General features: G+C 33.8%; 16 protein-coding genes. 7 read left to right on the top strand and 9 right to left on the bottom strand.

Going from position 1 to position 19,395, the window contains the following annotated elements; translation table 11 throughout:
• Nucleotides 1-27: 27 nt before the first annotated feature.
• Nucleotides 28-252 carry a DNA glycosylase family protein gene (locus tag P3F56_RS07700; protein ID WP_281152312.1) on the bottom strand — a complete coding sequence of 75 codons (225 nt, stop codon included), beginning with the start codon at nucleotides 250-252 and terminating at the stop codon, nucleotides 28-30.
• A gap of 1,347 nt (nucleotides 253-1,599) precedes the next feature.
• Nucleotides 1,600-2,658 carry an undecaprenyldiphospho-muramoylpentapeptide beta-N-acetylglucosaminyltransferase gene (gene murG / locus P3F56_RS07695; protein ID WP_281152311.1) on the bottom strand — a complete coding sequence of 353 codons (1,059 nt, stop codon included), beginning with the start codon at nucleotides 2,656-2,658 and terminating at the stop codon, nucleotides 1,600-1,602.
• A 111-nt stretch (nucleotides 2,659-2,769) separates the two neighbouring features.
• Here murG and P3F56_RS07690 point away from each other — a divergent pair, with 111 nt between their 5' ends.
• On the top strand, nucleotides 2,770-3,537 hold the full coding sequence (locus P3F56_RS07690; protein ID WP_281152310.1) for a nuclear transport factor 2 family protein: 768 nt from the start codon (nucleotides 2,770-2,772) through the stop codon (nucleotides 3,535-3,537).
• A 54-nt stretch (nucleotides 3,538-3,591) separates the two neighbouring features.
• Here the strand turns inward: P3F56_RS07690 and trxA are convergent, their stop codons facing one another.
• Nucleotides 3,592-3,915, bottom strand: coding sequence for a thioredoxin (trxA, locus tag P3F56_RS07685; protein WP_281152309.1), 324 nt, complete (start codon nucleotides 3,913-3,915; stop codon nucleotides 3,592-3,594).
• Between the two features lie 1,426 nt (nucleotides 3,916-5,341).
• On the opposite strand from trxA, the gene pcrA reads away from it, so the two are divergent.
• Nucleotides 5,342-7,672: a DNA helicase PcrA gene (pcrA, locus tag P3F56_RS07680; protein ID WP_281152308.1), complete on the top strand. Its 2,331-nt coding sequence runs from the start codon at nucleotides 5,342-5,344 to the stop codon at nucleotides 7,670-7,672.
• 65 nt (nucleotides 7,673-7,737) lie between these two features.
• Entirely contained in the window at nucleotides 7,738-8,223 is a 486-nt protein-coding gene (locus P3F56_RS07675) for an acyl-CoA thioesterase (protein ID WP_281152307.1), read from the top strand.
• 766 nt (nucleotides 8,224-8,989) lie between these two features.
• On the opposite strand, the gene P3F56_RS07670 is transcribed toward P3F56_RS07675, so the two are convergent.
• Both P3F56_RS07670 and clpS read right to left on the bottom strand, forming a co-directional pair.
• Nucleotides 8,990-9,817, bottom strand: coding sequence for a CPBP family intramembrane glutamic endopeptidase (locus P3F56_RS07670; protein WP_281152306.1), 828 nt, complete (start codon nucleotides 9,815-9,817; stop codon nucleotides 8,990-8,992).
• A 28-nt stretch (nucleotides 9,818-9,845) separates the two neighbouring features.
• A complete protein-coding gene (gene clpS, locus P3F56_RS07665) occupies nucleotides 9,846-10,139 on the bottom strand; it encodes an ATP-dependent Clp protease adapter ClpS (RefSeq protein WP_281152305.1) in 294 nt (97 codons plus the stop codon).
• Nucleotides 10,140-10,613: 474 nt separating this feature from the next.
• Here clpS and P3F56_RS07660 point away from each other — a divergent pair, with 474 nt between their 5' ends.
• Entirely contained in the window at nucleotides 10,614-11,381 is a 768-nt protein-coding gene (locus P3F56_RS07660; RefSeq protein WP_281152304.1) for a glucosamine-6-phosphate deaminase, read from the top strand.
• 44 nt (nucleotides 11,382-11,425) lie between these two features.
• Here the strand turns inward: P3F56_RS07660 and P3F56_RS07655 are convergent, their stop codons facing one another.
• The gene (locus P3F56_RS07655) at nucleotides 11,426-12,037 is read right to left on the bottom strand and encodes a GerMN domain-containing protein (protein ID WP_281152303.1); all 612 of its coding nucleotides are present in this window, start codon (nucleotides 12,035-12,037) and stop codon (nucleotides 11,426-11,428) included.
• A gap of 82 nt (nucleotides 12,038-12,119) precedes the next feature.
• A complete protein-coding gene (locus tag P3F56_RS07650; protein ID WP_281152302.1) occupies nucleotides 12,120-12,908 on the bottom strand; it encodes an LmeA family phospholipid-binding protein in 789 nt (262 codons plus the stop codon).
• Nucleotides 12,909-14,121: 1,213 nt separating this feature from the next.
• Here P3F56_RS07650 and hisS point away from each other — a divergent pair.
• From hisS to P3F56_RS07635, 3 genes are all read left to right on the top strand, one after another.
• On the top strand, nucleotides 14,122-15,420 hold the full coding sequence (gene hisS, locus P3F56_RS07645; RefSeq protein ID WP_281152301.1) for a histidine--tRNA ligase: 1,299 nt from the start codon (nucleotides 14,122-14,124) through the stop codon (nucleotides 15,418-15,420).
• A gap of 11 nt (nucleotides 15,421-15,431) precedes the next feature.
• Nucleotides 15,432-16,667 (top strand): hypothetical protein, encoded by a 1,236-nt coding sequence (locus P3F56_RS07640; protein ID WP_281152300.1) that lies wholly within the window; start codon nucleotides 15,432-15,434, stop codon nucleotides 16,665-16,667.
• A gap of 475 nt (nucleotides 16,668-17,142) precedes the next feature.
• Complete coding sequence (locus tag P3F56_RS07635) at nucleotides 17,143-17,646, top strand: nucleoside deaminase (RefSeq protein ID WP_281152299.1); 504 nt, start codon at nucleotides 17,143-17,145, stop codon at nucleotides 17,644-17,646.
• 31 nt (nucleotides 17,647-17,677) lie between these two features.
• Here the strand turns inward: P3F56_RS07635 and P3F56_RS07630 are convergent, their stop codons facing one another.
• Nucleotides 17,678-18,034 carry a hypothetical protein gene (locus P3F56_RS07630; protein WP_281152298.1) on the bottom strand — a complete coding sequence of 119 codons (357 nt, stop codon included), beginning with the start codon at nucleotides 18,032-18,034 and terminating at the stop codon, nucleotides 17,678-17,680.
• Nucleotides 18,035-18,116: 82 nt separating this feature from the next.
• Nucleotides 18,117-18,866, bottom strand: coding sequence for an isoprenyl transferase (locus tag P3F56_RS07625; RefSeq protein WP_281152297.1), 750 nt, complete (start codon nucleotides 18,864-18,866; stop codon nucleotides 18,117-18,119).
• Nucleotides 18,867-19,395: the final 529 nt, after the last annotated feature.

The raw sequence follows: 19,395 nt of genomic DNA, 5'->3' as shown, positions 1-19,395 counted from the left end.
TAGGGATAATAATTTTATTTAAACTTTTTATAAAAAGTTTAAATATTGTACTGGGACAGGATCAAGACTGTGCCATAAATACCAAGTTACTACCGTTCGATAAGGTCTCCATTGCTGAGACAAGTCCATAATATCAGCTTTTGACAGAGATGGTTTATTAACATAATGATAGTTAATCGCATTAATCAATGCTAAATCAGCAATGGGGAAAATATTCAGATCGATTCGATGTAAATAAAAAATTAGAAACATTTCAGCCGTCCACTATCCAATTCTTTTAATAGAAATGAGTTATTGAGAAACCTCTTTGTCACTCATATGTAACCCTAAATTAGGGGTAAGAGTAGCATCTTTGAACCCGTTAGCAACATTGATAATATAGTTGATTTTTTGACGAGATAATCCCCATTCTCTTAATCGAGTTTTGTCTATGTCTAAAATTTTATATAAAAAAATTTGGATATTTAATTCTAGTTTTTGCTAAATAGACTCAGCCATATTAACAGGTATTTGCTGTCCAACAATTGCCAGTATTAAAGTATAGAAATGACTATGATAATTCTTTATATTTTCATCACAGTAAGTGGTAATTTATTGGAACATAATCTGATCTCTATTAGACAAATATATGATTGCATCTTGCAAGTAGTGAGGAGAATTTCTAAATTTTTTAAAAAAAAATAAAAACTAGTATTTTCTGAAGAAATAAGAGTTCTTCAGTAGAAATTTTCTTATGAAGAGAAAAACTAAGTTTACCTAAATAAATCAATAACATAGTTATTTAAGAATAAATTTTTTAAAAAAATACTTTTGTCAGTGCAATCCTAGCACTCAGTAGTAAATATGCCAAAGCTTTTACCTTGTTTAAGGTTAATATAAATATTACATTAAGAAGTACTTTCCAATATATTCATCTACAACTTTTTTTTTATCACTTTATAGTTAAACAATCCTTAGTATTGTCTAACTCATTTTCCTTATCCTAGATAGTGTTTAGATAAAAGTCAGACTGCTTGTGTCACTCTTGATTGTAACCGTTGATAAAATTAAGTATTTTCACTGTGAATAAACCTCAAAACTTTTCATTGCTTTATTTTTTTATAAAAATTAAAATATTCACTTTTACTTTAGTATTAGGGATAGCAGTCATTATCTTAACTTTATCGCTTTTAAATATTGCTACAAAAATAATTTATGAGATCCAGATTATCTTTGAAAAAGAGATGGATTAGCTGAAATCAATATAGTCATAGTTTAAAACGGATCATAGCTTAGTATTAGCTTCTCTTTGTTAATCATTGTTACAATGATAGTTTTAAAAGTTTTTCCTTTTACTTGTCTTTCTTAGGAATATATTTGGTTAGTCCTTTTACTCACAGTCTATTTATCTTTTCTATTCCAATGATCAACCATTTGCGAGGAGTTCAGATTGATTAAAAATTCCAAGCTTATCGAATTATTTAGTATAATCATATTTTTTATAGTATAAATATACTTAAGTTATCAATTTTTTTCTAGTGTGTAAATTCACTTATGTCTATTACGCACTTGTTTGACAACCTCCACAAGTAAGAAAACTAACAAAGATAACAACTTAGGTTAAACGTTAGTAATGAGCATTTGTTCAATCATTTTAGTTAATTGTTGGGCACTATCAAAAATAGCTAAAGTTCCTGCTTTATTTGCCATTTTTTGAAGTTGCTCACAATCTTTTAATAATTTTAACACTGAATTTTCTAAGATTTCAGGCGTTAATTCTTCTTGACGATAAACTAACGCTGCCCCTGCTTTTTCAACAATCTGAGCATTATAAGCCTGGTGATCTTCAGCGGCAAAAGGATAGGGAATTAAAATGGCTGGAGTTTGGGTAATAGCTAATTCCGTTAAAGTTCCTGCACCAGCTCTACTTACCGCTAAATTCGCCCGTTGTAATAATCCTGCCATATTATCATAAAAATGTACAGGGAAATAGTGGGGATGTTGTAAATTTGAACCATCAGGATCATGTGTTCCTGTTAAATGAACGATATATGCTCCCTCAGACAACCAAGAGTGAGCGCACTGACGAACTAAGTTATTAATGGAGACAGCTCCTTGCGATCCTCCTACTACTACAATTAAGAGGGCATTGTCAGGAATGGGTAAGTCTAAAGGTTGGGGACTGTAAAATTGTGATCTCACAGGAGTGCTGACCCATACTGTCTTGGCTCTGGGTAAATACTGCGCAGTTTCTTCAAACCCTAAAGCCACTCCATCGCAAACTCGACTTAACAGACGAGTTACTTTCCCTGGAATGAAATTAGATTCATGGATTATTGCTTTAATGCCTGACAAACGAGCAGCTAAAATAGCAGGGGCAGCAATATATCCCCCCGTTGTGAACACCATATTAATTTGATGTTCTTTAATCAGTTTTTTCACCTGAAATACTGCCTTCACCAGTCTGAATAAGACTTTTAAAATTTTAATGGGATTACGACTTTGAAACCCTTCTACATCAATAATATGGAGAGGATAGTGAGTGCCGACCAGAGTTTGTTCTAATCGATCATGAACTCCTAACCATTCAATATGATAATTTGGTAAGCATTCAGCCAAGGCTAATGCAGGAAATAGGTGACCTCCGGTTCCACTTGCAGCAATTAATAGACGAACCATATTATTGATGAGTTAGAGTTGGACAGGGAAACTACCATAAGTATAAATACGCTAGAATAGAACTGGATCCTGTATTTTTAACAATAGGATACTTGAAGGTGATGTAGACGGATGATTCAATTGCGTTGGTTTCTCTTTTTAATGCTCAGTGTGGGATTAAGTTTAGGCAGTATCCATGTGCCTAGTGCAGAAAGTGCCGATTCAGTCCCTGATACTTTGAAAAGTTTAATTGAAAAAATAAACACAGCCGCCAACAGCCGTGATAGTCAAAAGTTGATGGCTTTATACGGCGATCAGTTTGCCACAACTGATGGGTTAACAGCTGAGTCTTTTTCTAAAGCACTAATATCTTTGTGGGAAAACTATCCTAATTTACAATACACTACCAAACTTCAGTCTTGGGATAAAACAGAAAAAGGATGGACGGCCAAAACCCTAACTATTATTGAAGGAAGTAGTGAAAAATTAGGTCGAGTTGTCCAACTTAAAGCTACTATTAAAGCTTGTCAAACATTTCAAAATGGAAAATTATTGCATCAGGAAATTTTAACCGAACGGACTGAACTCAATTCTGGGCCGAACCCTCCCAAAGTGGAAGTAAAACTACCCGATATAGTGCAGGTAGGAGAAAAGTTTGACTTTGATGTCATTGTCCAAGAACCACTCAACGAAGATCTCTTAGCCGGGACAGCTATTAGTGAAAGAGTAGATAGTGATCGCTATTTAGACCCAGGAGTAATGAAATTGGAATTGCTGCAAGCTGGTGGACTGTTTAAAGAAATCATAGCTTCAGAAAAACCGGAAAACAGATGGCTTTCTGCCCTACTAGTCCGTAAAGATGGTATAACTTTAGTGACTCAACGAGTTCGTTTTCAATAACAGAAAACACAGGAGGATAAAGACACTACAATGTCTTTTCCCCCTACCAATCTCTTAGAGATACTTTTCAATAGTGTTGGCTAAAGTCGTTTTAGGAACTGCTCCAACTACCATATCCACTCGTTGGCCCTCCTTGAAAATCATTAGAGTAGGAATGCTACGAATGCCATACTGACTCGCAATTTGAGGGTTGTCGTCGGTATTGAGTTTGACGACTTTAACTTTACCTTCATACTGTTCAGCGATTTCTTCTACTACTGGAGCAACCATACGACAAGGGCCACACCAAGGAGCCCAAAAATCCACTAGAACCGGAATATCGCTGTCTAAAACGTCGTCTTTAAACTTTTCATCTGTAACTTCGGCTGGCTTTGACATAATAAAGAATTCCTTTAATTGCTTGCGCCCTTCTAGAATACTCTAGAATTCTACCATAATGAAAACTATCTTGATTTACTTCAAACAAAGAGCCTTTTTAATTTTATAAATAATTTATTTCTTTATTGATTGGAAACTTAATATTTTTTGAAATGAAAGAACATCTCTTTGGGATCTTAGACAGATAAGAAACCGCCCGAACAACGCCCGGGCGGAGTGTGGTGTGAGGAGTGAACGGAAACATTTGTCTCCGCTGCCTCTATTGTAGATGACAATTTGCATTTTGATACAGCTTTTCTGGCATAGTTAAGGAATTTTTTAAGAATTAAAATATTACCATGGCATAGTTAAGAGTAATGCATTGACAAATTACGTTATATATGCATTATTTTGAATATATAAATTAATTGCTGTAACATTGGAATAACTCAAAATCATTTAATAATAAACAAATACCTTAAGAAATAAAGGGAATAAATTTTAATTTAAATGTTCATATGAATGTAAATGTTTACAAAATAAAATCATGACTAACTTTAAGAAATAATTTTATTTTGATTAGAGATGTACTATTCACGTCCCATCAACTCTGACTTAAACTTAATAAAAGCTTACAAAGCACTAAAAAAGTAAATCATAATTACCTCATATTTTCTGAGTATAAATTTATCAATTTTAACTTTAGCTTTATTGATTCCACATAACTGCCTTAAGACTCTATGAGTTGTTTGTAAGTTAAGCACTAGTTTTTGTTAACTCTAACTAAGTTTTAGTCATTTTAAGAGTAAAAAGTATCGTTTTATTGAAAAATAAAGATATCATTCTTCTATAAAATTAGTCTCTAATTAAGAGCAACTAGAACTTTTCAATTGGTCTAGATAGAATAAAATAATCAGATGATTTTTTTTAAAAAATTCTATACTCATTGCTTGAACTAAAATAGTCAATATATTACTAAAATACTCAATTTTTGATTACTATGAAGTTTTTCCTAAAAAACAAATGTATTATCAATACTTAAAATTTTACTGATAAGATCAATATCTTATTTGACTTTATTTAATAGATCAATAGCTTTATAATTTGATCTTAGCTAGAAATAGTTCACGCTGTCATGAAATAAATCGTCAGACGTTTTAGATAAAAATACAGTATTTTTGTTTAAATTTAGCGATTTAATAGTGATTTTAGAAGTCTAAATTAGACGTAACTATTGATTCCCTTGTAAAAGTCCTAATAACTATCTATTTTTTGAAAAATATTCTCTGTCCTATTCGGACAGCTTATATTTAGGTTTATCTGTAAACGCGTAACTCTTAAACAGGTAATTTCACATTAATTTTAAAATGGTAATCGCTGTTGTTTGATTTTAAGAGAGTCTCTCAACTAAGATCTTTTATAGATACATCTCCTTAACTGTAACTCCATGACTGTTAATAATGACTTTCTTGATCAACTTAATACCTCACAACGTCTAGCTGTTGAACATTTTTGCGGACCTTTATTAGTGGCAGCTGGTGCTGGTTCAGGCAAAACCAGAGCCCTTACATATAGAATTGCCCATCTGATTAGTCATTATCATGTTGAACCAGACTCCATTCTAGCTGTTACCTTTACGAATAAAGCGGCTAGAGAAATGAAAGAACGAATTGAGAGACTATTTGCTCAGGAGATGGCTATTAAAAATTATGGACGACGGTTTGCTATTCTTTCTGAACATGAACAGAAAAAACTCATTTCACGGGTTTATAAAACAACTACTAAAAAGATTTGGCTTGGAACTTTTCATAGTTTATGTGCAAAAATATTGCGCTTTGATATCAATAAATATCAAGATGAACGGGGACGAAAATGGCAGCAAAATTTCTCAATTTTTGATGAATCAGATGTACAAAGTCTAATCAAAAATATTGTGACTAAGCAATTGAATTTAGATGACAAAAAATTTGAGCCTCGCTCAATACGCTATCATATTAGTAATTTAAAAAATCTAGGATTATCTCCTGATAAATATCTTCAACAAGACTCTTCTTATAAAAATCGTGTTATTGCCGAAGTTTATAATGAGTATCAATTACAATTAGCGACTAATAATGCCTTAGACTTTGATGATTTGATTCTAGTTCCCGTTAGACTATTTCAGCAAAATGAATCTATCCTTGGCTATTGGCATAACCAATTTAAACATATTTTAGTTGATGAATATCAAGATACTAATCAAATTCAATATGAATTAATTAGTTTATTAACAACTAATGGGGAAACCAGAAAAAGTGAATGGAATTGGCAAAATCGTTCTATTTTTGTTGTAGGTGATGCTGATCAATCTATTTACAGCTTTCGCATGGCAGACTTTACCATTTTGTTGAATTTTCAATCAGATTTTGGAGATGGTTTACCCGATGAAGACACCCGTACAATGATTAAATTAGAGGAAAATTATCGCTCAAGTCAAAATATTTTGCAAGCAGCTAATTATTTAATTGAAAATAACACCCAACGCATTGATAAAATTTTGAAAGCCACACGAGGATTGGGAGAATATATTTATTGCTATAAAGCAGATAATGAACAAATAGAATCAAAACTGGTAATTGATAAGATACAAAATTTACTAGAAGAAAATCCTGAACTAAATTGGGGAAACTTTGCAATTCTTTATAGAATTAATGCTCAATCTCGTCCTTTTGAAGATTGTTTAATTCATAATAATATTCCCTATAAAATTGTAGGAGGATTTAAATTTTATGATCGCCAAGAAATTAAAGATGCTTTGGCTTATCTGCGCCTAATTGCTAATCCTGCAGATACCGTTAGTTTACTAAGAATTATTAATACACCCCGTCGGGGAATTGGCAAAACTTCTATAGAGTCTTTAGTTAAAGCAGCCCAAGCATTAGAAATCCCTCTTTGGGAAATTATTTCCGATACGACTTCCGTTAATACTCTAGGAGGAAGAGCAGCAAAATCAATCAACAATTTTTCTAAAATGATTAAATATTTTCAAGAAAAAATCACTAGCTTATCAGGGGCAGAAATTTTTGATCAAGTAATGCAAGTTTCTGGCTATATTGACAATTTAAAACAGAAAGGAACTGAGGAAACTAATAATCGCTTAGAAAATATTTCTGAGTTATATAATGCTATTCTACAATTTCAAGAAGATGAAGAAGACATTAATTTAGAAGGATTTTTATCTAATGTTTCCCTCTCGTCTGATCTTAATGATTTAAAAGAAGAACAAGAGAAGGTATCTTTAATGACCCTTCATTCAGCTAAGGGATTGGAATTTCCTGTAGTATTTTTAGTTGGGTTAGAACAAGGATTGTTACCTCATGTCCGTAGTTTAAATGATCCCCTGTCCTTAGAAGAAGAACGTCGTTTGTGTTATGTTGGATTGACTCGTGCCCAGGAACAATTATTTCTAACCTATGCTCGAGAACGGTTTGTTTGGGGATCAAAAGAAACTAAAATCCCATCACAATTTTTAAAAGAGTTACCTTCAGATTTAATTAAAAGTAATCTTTCAAAAACTTTTAAATATTATCATCAATCCAATACATTTCAAGCTAAAACTATTCAGATATATAATCAACAATGGTCAGTGGGAGATCGTCTGATTCATCCCAATTTTGGAATCGGAGAAGTGACTCATATTTTAGGATCAGGACAAAAAATGAACTTAGCCATTAAATTTTCAGAACTTGGACAAAAAATCGTTAATCCTAGAGTGACGTCAATGGAAAAAATTGATTAAACTAATAACAAGCAAACACGATAAGATTATCGATAACTTTAGTCCATAATTGGAGTTAGTTTAACTTGTCTTCCCAATCTCAACCCCAATTACCTCCCAACGCAGCGATCGCTCCTGAAAACATCCTGCAAGCGACCACTGAGCAGTGGTTTGAGTATGCTGTGCGAGTTCAACCTCACCATACCGACTATTCAGGAACGGTTTGGCATGGAACTTATTTAACTTGGATAGAAGAAGCTAGAGTTGAATATTTGCGCTCTATGGGCATTGACTTTGCAGAACTAGTAAAATTAGGCTTTTATCTTCCTGTAATTGAATTATCTCTCTGTTATCACCATTCTATACAGTTAGGACAGGAAGCGATCATTAAAACTCGGATAAATCAAATTGCTGGAGTACAGATGAACTTCGATTGTCGCATGGAATCTCCAAATACACAGGAATGTTATGTCACTGGAACGGTAACTTTAGTGGCGGTTGATCGTGAACAAGGAAACATCATGCGTCATCTTCCCCCTACGGTTAGGGATGCTTTAATCAATCTAATTTAGTGATTCTGATTTTAGAGCAGGTCCAAACTCAGAACTATTAATATAGCTTCCATGAGTATGACCTGACAACCGTAAAGTAACTCGCCATCGTTGTAAAATTACTGCTGAGTCTGGATTGTGATACCACACCTAATGGGGGACACAGGATAGCAACTAGCTCATAACGAATTCTAGGCTGAGTTAGTGTAACTAAAAATCAGCAAATTTCACAACCGGTAAACCGTCACCTAATAGGGTAGCAATTTAATTACTGTAATACCAATACTGGTTAATGCTTCGGTTAGTTAAGATTTAGCCTAGCTTAGCCAGTTCATCAATGGTATTAAGTTTATCTGTGATATAGTCTTCAGTCAATAGTACCAGCTCAGGGTCCTTGTGATTACTAACTGTGGTCGTCTTAGCGAATAAGTTTTGATATAAACGTAATTTGTCGCAGTGCAAGTTTGAAAGCTGGGTGATTTTAGTTACTACTAAGGACGCGGATAAGTCAGTAACACAGTATTCAAACGTTCTACTATTAGGGTTAAAGCAAAATTGACTGTAGCATTATATTAATAATCTCACAGAGAAGAAGAACACTGTCTATAAAATAACTGCAATATTTCGAAGAAACTAAATATTGCAGTTATTTTATGAAGAGTAAACAAACAACAGTCAATAGTTCTGCTTACAGAAATTTCTGAATTTATGATAATTGCAGTCAATTTTAAGTTTAGTTATCTTTAAAAGATAACTAAACTATCGTGTAATTAAACTATCTATATAATTAATTTATCTTGGCTTTTCTTCTTATCCAAAGACTTAAAATTCCAAGAAACAACAATCCCATCACTCCGGCAATAGGATTATTATCAATTCCTGTGATCCAAGGAGATATTTTGTCTGTGTAGTCTAAAAGTTGACCCACATTTAAGATATAAAACCCCCACACTAATCCTCCATGTAAACCAATGCAAATTCCTAAACGGTTTCCATGGCCACGTTTAGCCCAAACTAAGATTAGTCCTAACAATAATAAGGCAGGAAATTGCGGAAAAGTTCTAACAACTTCTGTTAACGGTTTAACGAAATGCAATCCGGCAAAAAGTAGAGAATCAACCCATAACACAGTTGACGAAATATAATTTCGGTTTAACTCTTCTAATAACCACCCCCGAAACAATAACTCCTCAGCAAATGCAATGCCTAAAGCACTTAACAATCCTTCAAAAATTACCTTAATAATTCTTAGAGAAGGGATAGAAAAATTGACCCACCCTAAAATTGATTCAACAATAAACAAACTTAAAGTAAATCCTAAGCCAAGACTTAATCCTTTGAAAAATTCTAGTCTATTTTTTTTGCTTAAAACTAATCCATATTGCTTCCACCAATAAAAATTACGATAAATATTTCTATTCCAAATAAATAACAGCCCAATAAACTCTAAATATAATAATCCCATACTAACTATCGTTGTCAAATTTGGGTCAGATCTAAGTGCCAAATAGATGGGAATTGCCACTGGAATCCACAGTATTAATAATATGACAACAAAAATCCCCAGCCGAATTGGTGCTGGGCAATGACTAATACGAGTAAGATCAGATTTCAAGGGTTAAAAGTTGCAGCTACAAAGACAATTAATCATCTGGTTCGATAGTGCTAGTCAACCCGTGATTTTTAAGAGTTTCACAATAAAACTCAGCGTGTTCCAAAGCACAGGTAATAACTAAAGCCGTCCCATTATTATGAGCTTCCATCATGATACCAACTGCTCGTGCTTGAGTCATCCCTGCCACTGTCTGCGTTAAAGTCTGAACGACGTACTCCATAGAGTTAAAGTCATCATTATGGAGTAAAACGCGATAGCGAGGAGCTGGCTTTCGAATACTTGTACTAAATGGCGATCGCCTTTCGATTACTTCAGTAGACACAGAGTTCCTCCTTTCGTTGAACTACCCTTCGAAAGATCCCAATCATACAGGACGTCAGTCAATTTCACTATCCGGGACATCAAGTATTAAGAATAAACCTAAATTTTAGTATACCTCACCCATTGAACAAATGCTATCGACGAATCAAGACTGATTAGTTGCCTTGTTTGTTGGATGATATCGATCATAATCTGATTCCCTTAAAAATAACAGCGAACCAATGATGTTTCTATCTTAAGCATAAGTCCAAAATTACGGAGCGTAAAGTGAAGTTTAAAGAAGTTAGACAATCTCAAATCTTTGGACTCAGTTCCCCTCAAACTGATGTCAATTTAATTCTTTACGAATTTTAAAATATAAGGTTATCTTTTAAGCGATCTTGACTACACTCCAGATATTCCCCAAAAAAACAAGTGAATTCTCAAATTTAAGTTATACGCTAGAATGAAAGTAGAGAGCATTTTACAATTCTTGATGGAATCTAAACATCAATTTAAGGTTGATACCCTTTCAGTTTATATTTCTAAAACTGAAAAAGACTTGGCTGAAAGATCAGCAGAAATTACTCAAAAACACTTATCGAAAGTATTAGAAGAAAAGGAGGAAGCGAGAGTAATATTGGCAACAGGAAACTCACAGTTGCAGTTTCTTGATGCTTTGATTGCTACTCAGAAAATAGATTGGAATCGTATCACCCTATTTCATCTAGATGAATATTTAGGCATCCATGAAAAACATCAAGCTAGTTTTTGCCACTATCTACAAAATAAAGTAGAAAAGCGAGTTTATCCGAAACAATTTCACTATATTCAAGGAAATACTCTAGAACCTGTTGAAGAATGTGATCGTTATACCGAACTTTTACAAGAACACCCCATTGATTTATGTTGTTTAGGAATTGGAACTAATGGACATTTAGCTTTTAATGAACCTGCTGTTGCTAAATTTGATGATTCTTATTGGGTCAAATTAGTTCGCTTAGATGAGGAAACCCGTCAAGTACAGGTTAATCAAGGACACTTTTCTCACTTAAATGAAGTTCCAAAATATGCCATCACTCTGACTATTCCCATGATTTTGTTATCTCGTAAAATTATTTGTCTTGCACTTGGAAGAAATAAAGCAAAAATCGTTGAAACGATGCTTACAAAGCATATCAACACCCATTGTCCAGCTTCAATTTTACGGAAACACTTGGATGCAGATTTATTTTTGGAGCAAAACTCGGCTCATTTACTTTAAGAATAGATACTTCTAATTCTTCAAAATAGTTAAGATAATCAAAACTACAATTCAAAGTTTTCGTTAAACCATTGACGGGTTATTGGTTGTTCAATTTCTAATCCTTCTTCTCCTAAAACTTCCAAAGGTCGTCCGTCTATTGTTAACCAAACTTTGGTGTTAGGATCAAGACTGGTAGCTGTGTAGAGAATTTGGGCTAAACGGCCTGTCATGGACGCGCTACCACCTCCTGTAATAAATTCTCGGGATAAATCAACTTTTACTCCTTCTTTATCTACAGTAAGGTTTAACAACTCAGTTCCTTGAGGAATTGTGGTGATTTGTTTAAGTTTTGTAGAACCTGCTAATAAACTTTCTAGAGCAGTTTTTAATATCTCTTGATTGTTACTTGATTTTTCGACAATCACTGGACTTGCTGACAATTCAAAACGGTCACCTTTATCATTTAACCAGTAAACTTCTCCCAGCTCTATCTTAATATTATCTTTAATTATTGGGCTTTCAGTAGAATTTTTGGTTGAGTCGTTGGATGTTTTTAAAGTGTTTATAGACCACCAGGTTACTATGCTTCCCGTCGCTAAAATAGCAACTATGATTCCACTAATAAATCCAATAGATAAACGATTTTTTTTATGATTGTTATGGCGATTATCCATAGTTATCTCCTGTTTTTATCTTTGATAAAAGTTTATAGTGTTTGTTAATCAGGTTACCTTACCATTCTTTAGATTTTTCCTCTTATTTTAACGGTTCTAAACGAATAAACGAGACAAGAGCGAGACTTTCCTCATCTACTTTGAATTTGAGTAGTCTAGCAATAATACCTTGTCCTTCTAGGACAGCTAAATCAAATTGCTGAAAGCGACCTAAAATTTTTTTTGATAGAGTTCTATCATTTAATTCACCCCTCGGATCAAGGACTTGGATTGATCGTCCATCTTTGACTTTAAATCCTGCTTCCAAGTTTAGTGCTATAGTTTCAGGGGGATTTTCCTCATCAGACTTTTTTAATTGCTGTAATTTTACTTTAATTCCTAGGCGATTTTTAGGTTTAAATTCAACATTAAGGGTTAATATCTTAAATTTAGGAACTTGTTCAGGAACTATACTATTAATAGTTTTTTGTAATGTTTCTCTGATTTTATCCGATTTTAGAGCTTGATTAATATCTTTTTCTTTAATAATTAAACTTAATCCCCCTTGTAATGGTTTTCGTAAAGACTGTCTAATTCCTTTAATATTATTAGTTTGTAGATTGTTGATGTTAACATCAATGGAATCAGTTTCTAGTTCAAGAGCTTCTATTCTAAAATCTTCAATCGGTTCTATACCTCGACTAGCAATACGAACCCGATCAATTTTTCCTTGAGTTGATTGGTAACTAGGAGTATTATCAATTCGGACTGCCAATTCTTCAACGTCATTGACTCGAGAACGAATAGTATCAGCTACAACTGTATCAACTACTAGGCTAACAGGAGAAAAAACCATTAACAAACTTGACAAAAAGACTGTAAAAAATTCCATATTTTATTATAAATAATTCCTATAAATAACTGATTTTTTTATAAAAAAAGTTATAGCTTTATTGCTATAAGTTGTTAGCATCACATAATGACGTATCTCCTTTCGGCAATAAAAGAGGAGTGCTCACTTACTGAACTCAGTTTACAGAAAAAACTCGGGAAGGGGCAGGTCTTTTTGAAAACAAATACAGGAGACATTAGCCGTAATCTCATTATAATCTTAAGCAGTCATAAACTTGGAGGATTATAAGTCTTCTAAACTAGTTGTGATAAAATTTTAATCAATGAAAGCTGAAAGTCTTGTTTTGCAAGGTTTTAATAACTCCAAAAACTTGATTATTAGAGTTGTTAAGTACAATTATGATAAAAGTTTTGGAAGTTATTAGTTACTGACTTGTAGTACTTAGTCCGAGTAGTAGGACGTAAGTGAGTAGTATTATGTTAACCAGTGAGTGTTACAGATCTAAAAGTAATCGCTACAAATAGATACTAGAATAGGCTAGCAAAATTAATTACTATAACTCTAATTAACTGATATTATCTCCTCGTCTTAGGTTTTTTAAAAATCGGAGAGAAGGGGCTCTTATTCTGGATGAAGTAAAGCTGAAAAAGTTCCTCAAAGAGGAAAGGATAGAGCTAGTAACATTAGATTTTCAGTAATACGTTAGAATGCGAGGAAAATTGCCATTCATTTGAAATAAGTTTTCTCGACAGTTCTCAAAACCATTGATAGATGGAACAAACTTGGATTAATTAGATTATTAGATTCTCTGCAAAGCTGTGTAAGCAATCTATTTCAAATATCTAGATAAATCAGACTTAATGCTCTGGTCATTCGCTAATTGCAGTTTACTTATTCCTTAGAATTGTGAACAAATCATATAAAACAAAAGAAGATGGACATGATTATATGGCAGTTACATACGCCATATTAACTATATTTAGACATGGATGAGCAGTGGAGAGGGTTCTCATTATAGGTTAGAAAACTAAAGAAATTGATTAACTAAAAAATAAACACAGAAATTTAAATTAAATTTAATTAAGCTTTGTTATAAGTGCTTAATATAGTGTTTTTATTTATGTCTAATTACTCATTTATAAAAGCCTATTTAACTAGAAATAAGTAATCTGTTTTATTATGGTGACGGCTAATTGCTTTATAATAATTTGCGTTACATTAGCGTAAATTTCAAAATTTAAGTGCAGCCCCAATGGGTATAATTCAAACAGTACCAGGAACACGAGATATCCTGCCAGCAGAGATTGGATACTGGCGATATGTAGAAACCGTCACTACAGAAATTCTTGGTAGAGCAATGTATCAGGAAATTCGCGCCCCCATTTTTGAGCAAACGTCTTTGTTTGAACGAGGTATAGGAGAAGCTACCGACGTGGTTGGCAAAGAAATGTATACCTTCAAAGATAGGGGGGATCGTTCTTTAACCTTGCGTCCAGAAGGAACGGCCGGCGTAGTTCGTGCTTTTTTACAAAACAACCTCTACGCCATAGGAGGAGTACAAAGATTATGGTATAAAGGACCAATGTTTCGCTATGAACGTCCTCAAGCTGGCCGTCAACGGCAATTTAATCAAATCGGTCTAGAATTATTCGGTAGTGGCGATCCTAGAGCAGATGTGGAGGTGATTGCCTTAGCAACGGATATTCTCAAAACATTAGGACTACAAAATTTAAAATTAGATCTGAATTCTGTCGGTGATCGCCGTGATAGACAAAGCTATCGAGAAGCCTTAGTTAATTATTTTCTTCCCTATAAAGATGAATTGGATCTTGATTCTCAAGATCGTCTAGAAAGAAACCCTTTGCGCATTCTAGATAGTAAAAATGAACGGATAAAAGAAATCAATCAAAGTGCCCCTAATATTATCCAGTATTTGGGGAATGAATCCCGGAAACATTTTGACCAAGTTCAACAATTTTTAACAGACTTAAATATTGATTATCTACTCAATCCTTGTCTCGTGAGGGGTTTGGATTACTATACTCATACCGCCTTTGAAATTACGTCAGAGGATCTTGGCGCACAAGCGACGGTTTGTGGGGGAGGTCGCTATGATGGTTTAGTGGCTGAACTAGGTGGACCTAATATCCCAGCTATAGGATGGGCGATTGGAATAGAACGCCTAATAATTCTCCTAAAAAAAATCCAAGATACCCCAAATACATCTCCCGATTTCTATATCGTGTCTAAAGGTGAAAAGGCTGAAAGCAAAGCCCTGATTATAGCCCAAAAGTTACGTCATGAAGGGTTAACTGTAGAATTAGACCTCAGTGGCGGTGCTTTTGGGAAACAATTTAAGCGAGCTGATCGAAGTGGAGCGGTTGCTTGTCTTGTATTGGGAGATACGGAAGCTGACACTCAAACCGTTCAACTTAAATGGTTAGCCAGCAAAGAACAGAGCACTTTAACCCAAGAAGAATTAATTAGTCAAGTTGAGGAACTTAAAGAACAGTTGGCCAGACACATATTAAACAAACGGGTAACTATATAGAGCAAGTAGCAATGAAACCTTGGGAATTTCTGATTCAAAAAGAAGGCGATCATCAATGGGTTTCTATTCCCACATCAACCTTCAAAATTGAACCAGGTATTTATCGTCTTCTTGCTAATTCTAATCACCTTGATAGTAATCTTGAAGTTCGCATTAGTCATCAAACCCAAACCGGTGAAGATTCCAGGCATAATACTCAACACTATTCTCGTCACGTCAATCTACAGGGGTTGGTGATGATTTTCTCATTTAGAGAATTATCTGCTGGAATTCTGGAAATATGCTGTCGTAGCGATATCATGTCAGAACTGCTTGGTAAAACTTGGCAAAAAACTCTAAAACTTCAGATTTTAGATACTGTGACTAACCAAAATCCTTTTGATGCGCAAATCGACTATTTCAGAGATCCTATTCATGATATTTCTATAGAAGAAGAAACAAAAGATTTATCTCAGTTTAATCATTCCAATAAATTGGAAATTTGTAGAACTCCCTACATTAACGACTTCTCTAATGAGAAAGCCCAGTTTTATCTACATAAATTGAAGAAATTGGTACAGGAGAAAGTAGAGCCGTTACTCGATAACTATAGGACAAATTATCAACAAAGCTCAAAGAATTTTCTTGAGTTATCTTCATCGGACAAAATAATAGCACCAACTCTCCAGCTTATACTAGAGCAAGATACGTTTCAAGGCAATCCGGACGAATATATTTCCATTTTAGGAAAAATTGAAGTGCAAGATTTTGGAGAAGAATTAGCCTTGACAGCGCAACTTTGCTATCAATTAAGACATCCTTATACTGATGAGATAGTTATGAAAATAGACTGCAGTTTTCATGAAAAAACTTTACCTTATACGTTTAATAAAACATTAGTTATTCCGGACAAACTAGAAGGTCTTCCGTATTTGTCAGGAGAAGTTTTACTACAAACCATAACAGGAGTTACTATTACTCACTACCCCTTTCAAATTTATAGTAGGGAACACTACCCGGTTAATTATACTATTGAATTATTTAATACTGAACATAAATCGTTTTATCAATTTGACTTCAAAGTCATAGGAAGGACCAAGACCGAATCTACAGCTATTGAATTACCAGTCACTGCTAAACATACTCAAACATCAACTGAGCCTTTATTTTCATATAATCAAGGTTTACCCCCTAAATTAGAGCGTAATTCGGGATTGTTAAAAGCAGAAATAAAGTCTTTAAATCTACCACCAGTTATCTCTAACTAAAAATAATCTAGTCCTTATTTTCTTAAATAGAACTTTGTCCTTAATAGGGAGCCTGTATTTTATCAGAAATAGTTATTAATAAATATTAAAATCTATCTAGTATTTTTCACTTAAAACTTCAATATTGCTTTAATAAAATCAATCTATAGATTGATTTATACAGTATAAATTTATTCAAAGTTAAAAACCCTAAAAAACTTAAGGTCAAATATTTAACTTATAAACTAAGTACTGCCTTACCTTAAAAGATATATAAATGTTCATTGTCAAGATTTAGAGTGGGAAGTTTACGCCGTTCAAACTCAGCCTGATAGTTTTAAGATAGCAGTGTATCTGACAAAAAAATACTGTTGAACTGCTTTTCAATTGTTAAGATCTAAGTTGGTAAACGTTTAAGTTTATCCAAGCTGTTGAAACGTTTCTTGAAACAGCTTGAGTCTTTGTCTGTCTTCGTCTCTTATTGTTCTCCATTTTTGTGTTTCTCGTTCCGTTGCCTCAATTGATTACCCAAACCCTTTATCAAACTCATCGTTATTGGATAGCAAAGGCACTCATTCTTGGCCAAAAGGCGGGAGAAATGGGAGAAGTCCCCGTGGGGGCTATTATTGTTAATAGTCAGGGTAATTTGGTCGCCCAGACAGCTAATTGTAAAGAAACAAATCAGGATCCCACTGCTCATGCAGAAATCATGGCCATCCGCATTGCTGCTCAAACATTGCATACTTGGAATTTAAAGGACTGTACTCTCTACGTCACTCTTGAACCCTGTCCTATGTGTACTGGAGCAATTATTCAATCTCGCTTAGGGTTACTCGTTTATGGATGTGACGATCCTAAGTCAGGAACCATTCGTACAGTACTGAATTTGCCTGATAGTTACTGTTCTAATCATCGTTTAGCCGTTATTTCAGGCATCTATGAAGATGAATGTCGTCAACAGTTACAAGAATGGTTTGCGAAACGACGACAACAAGTTTGATAAAAGATAAGAAGTTTACAATTAACAATGATTATCCCAATTTATTCATTTTCTTTAAAAGCCAATTAGTAGTTAATTTAGGGATATTTTTATGAACCCAATAAAAGGCAATGCAGCGAAATCCAGGTCTAGAAAACTTAGCGATTAATTTCATTAATTGATTAAAGGGACAAATAGAAAACTTCTTATTGATTAATTTAACTGAACCAACATCATAAAGACAATCAATAATCATCTTAAAAGTTGCCTCTTCTCTTTCTATTAAATTTTCTATTAAAAGTAGTATATTTTTCTTCTGCTCAGCTTCTAGTTGCTCAGATTCTGATAGTTTAGAAAGATTTTTGATCACTTCAATAGAATTTTGTCTATACTGGCGAGAGGTTAACATAAGTAATTGAATAACGAACAGCTTGCAGTTACTATAAACTAGATATAGTATTTTCACTAGAGATAAAACTCTTTTGCTTGAACTAAACTTTTCCAAATCGCCGTTCCCGTTTTTGATAAGCTAATAAAGCCTTATAAAATTCCTCTCGATTAAAATCTGGCCAGAGAGTTTGAGTGACATAGATTTCAGCATAGGCTAATTGCCAAAGGAGAAAATTACTAATTCGCATTTCCCCACTTGTACGAATTAAAAGATCGGGATGAGTAGTTCCCGAAGTATATAAATGGCGTTCAAATAGAGATTCATCAATTTCTTCTGGCGCTAAAAGACCTTTTTGGATTTGAATAGCAATTGCCTGACAAGCCTGGATAATCTCTTGACGTCCACCATAATTGGTGGCCACTGTGAATTGAATCCCTGTATTGTCTTGAGTATCGTTCATAGAACGGGTGATCTCTAATTGTAAGGAAGGAGGAAGAACTTCTAAATTTCCCACAAAAGAGATCCTAACGTTTTCTTCCATCATTTCTCGCAGTTCACGACGTAACACCCGTTCAAATAGAGTCATCAAAAATTTTACTTCTTCAAGAGGTCTTCCCCAATTTTCCGTTGAAAAAGCATAAGCAGTCAATGCAGGAATTTTCCAGTCACGACAACAACGAAGTAAATCTTTAAGGGTATCAACACCTCGTTGATGTCCCATTATACGAGGAAGTCCGCGACGCTTAGCCCAGCGTCCATTACCATCCATTATTACCGCTACGTGTTTAGGAAGACGGACCTGATCGAGATCGGTGGGTAAATCCTTTGAGACAATGAGTTTAAGAGTCATTATTATCTGGCAGTTTATTGTATTGGATCTTATTTCCTCGTACTTTGAAAAACCTTTTGAGGGGTGTGTCTACGTATTTATATGAAAGAAGTTATTCTTTATTACCAATTTGTTTTTTGCCATATTGTCAACTATTTTGCTTTAATCTATTTCTATAGATTTACCACAGTGGTAATGGCGATTATTTTAGACTAGCCCATAAGGCTTTTCCATAGTATATTATCATAATGGCTTAAGTTGTTTTGCTGACAAGTATAGTTCTACTAAACCTGTCATGTAAAAATTACAAACATAAAGACAAAGTTTTATTATCGACAATAGGCTTGTCAAAAGCCATAAGTATTATACAGAGAGTACTCTAGACAGCTTTCTATTTTAATTAAGTTATGCCGAACTCAATATTCTTACCTGATTTATACTTTATCTACGGTATCAAATGTTTAACTCAGTTCAATGAATTGGATTCTAAATTTAGAATGAATAACTATTACCTGTTATCAGCTTTTAAATGGAATAGAAATAGTCAATT

This window comes from cyanobacterium endosymbiont of Epithemia clementina EcSB (assembly GCF_029919255.1).
Taxonomy (GTDB): domain Bacteria; phylum Cyanobacteriota; class Cyanobacteriia; order Cyanobacteriales; family Microcystaceae; genus Rippkaea.
This window is presented reverse-complemented; position numbering and strand designations above follow the sequence as displayed.

Excerpts from the sequence above, each read along its gene's own strand:
- P3F56_RS07700 (WP_281152312.1), bottom strand. The coding sequence starts at position 252 with ATGTTTCTAATTTTTTATTTACATCGAATCGATCTGAATATTTTCCCC.
- murG (WP_281152311.1), bottom strand. The coding sequence starts at position 2,658 with ATGGTTCGTCTATTAATTGCTGCAAGTGGAACCGGAGGTCACCTATTT.
- P3F56_RS07690 (WP_281152310.1), top strand. The coding sequence starts at position 2,770 with ATGATTCAATTGCGTTGGTTTCTCTTTTTAATGCTCAGTGTGGGATTA.
- trxA (WP_281152309.1), bottom strand. The coding sequence starts at position 3,915 with ATGTCAAAGCCAGCCGAAGTTACAGATGAAAAGTTTAAAGACGACGTT.
- pcrA (WP_281152308.1), top strand. The coding sequence starts at position 5,342 with ATGACTGTTAATAATGACTTTCTTGATCAACTTAATACCTCACAACGT.
- P3F56_RS07660 (WP_281152304.1), top strand. The coding sequence starts at position 10,614 with ATGGAATCTAAACATCAATTTAAGGTTGATACCCTTTCAGTTTATATT.
- P3F56_RS07655 (WP_281152303.1), bottom strand. The coding sequence starts at position 12,037 with ATGGATAATCGCCATAACAATCATAAAAAAAATCGTTTATCTATTGGA.
- P3F56_RS07650 (WP_281152302.1), bottom strand. The coding sequence starts at position 12,908 with ATGGAATTTTTTACAGTCTTTTTGTCAAGTTTGTTAATGGTTTTTTCT.
- hisS (WP_281152301.1), top strand. The coding sequence starts at position 14,122 with ATGGGTATAATTCAAACAGTACCAGGAACACGAGATATCCTGCCAGCA.
- P3F56_RS07640 (WP_281152300.1), top strand. The coding sequence starts at position 15,432 with ATGAAACCTTGGGAATTTCTGATTCAAAAAGAAGGCGATCATCAATGG.
- P3F56_RS07630 (WP_281152298.1), bottom strand. The coding sequence starts at position 18,034 with ATGTTAACCTCTCGCCAGTATAGACAAAATTCTATTGAAGTGATCAAA.
- P3F56_RS07625 (WP_281152297.1), bottom strand. The coding sequence starts at position 18,866 with ATGACTCTTAAACTCATTGTCTCAAAGGATTTACCCACCGATCTCGAT.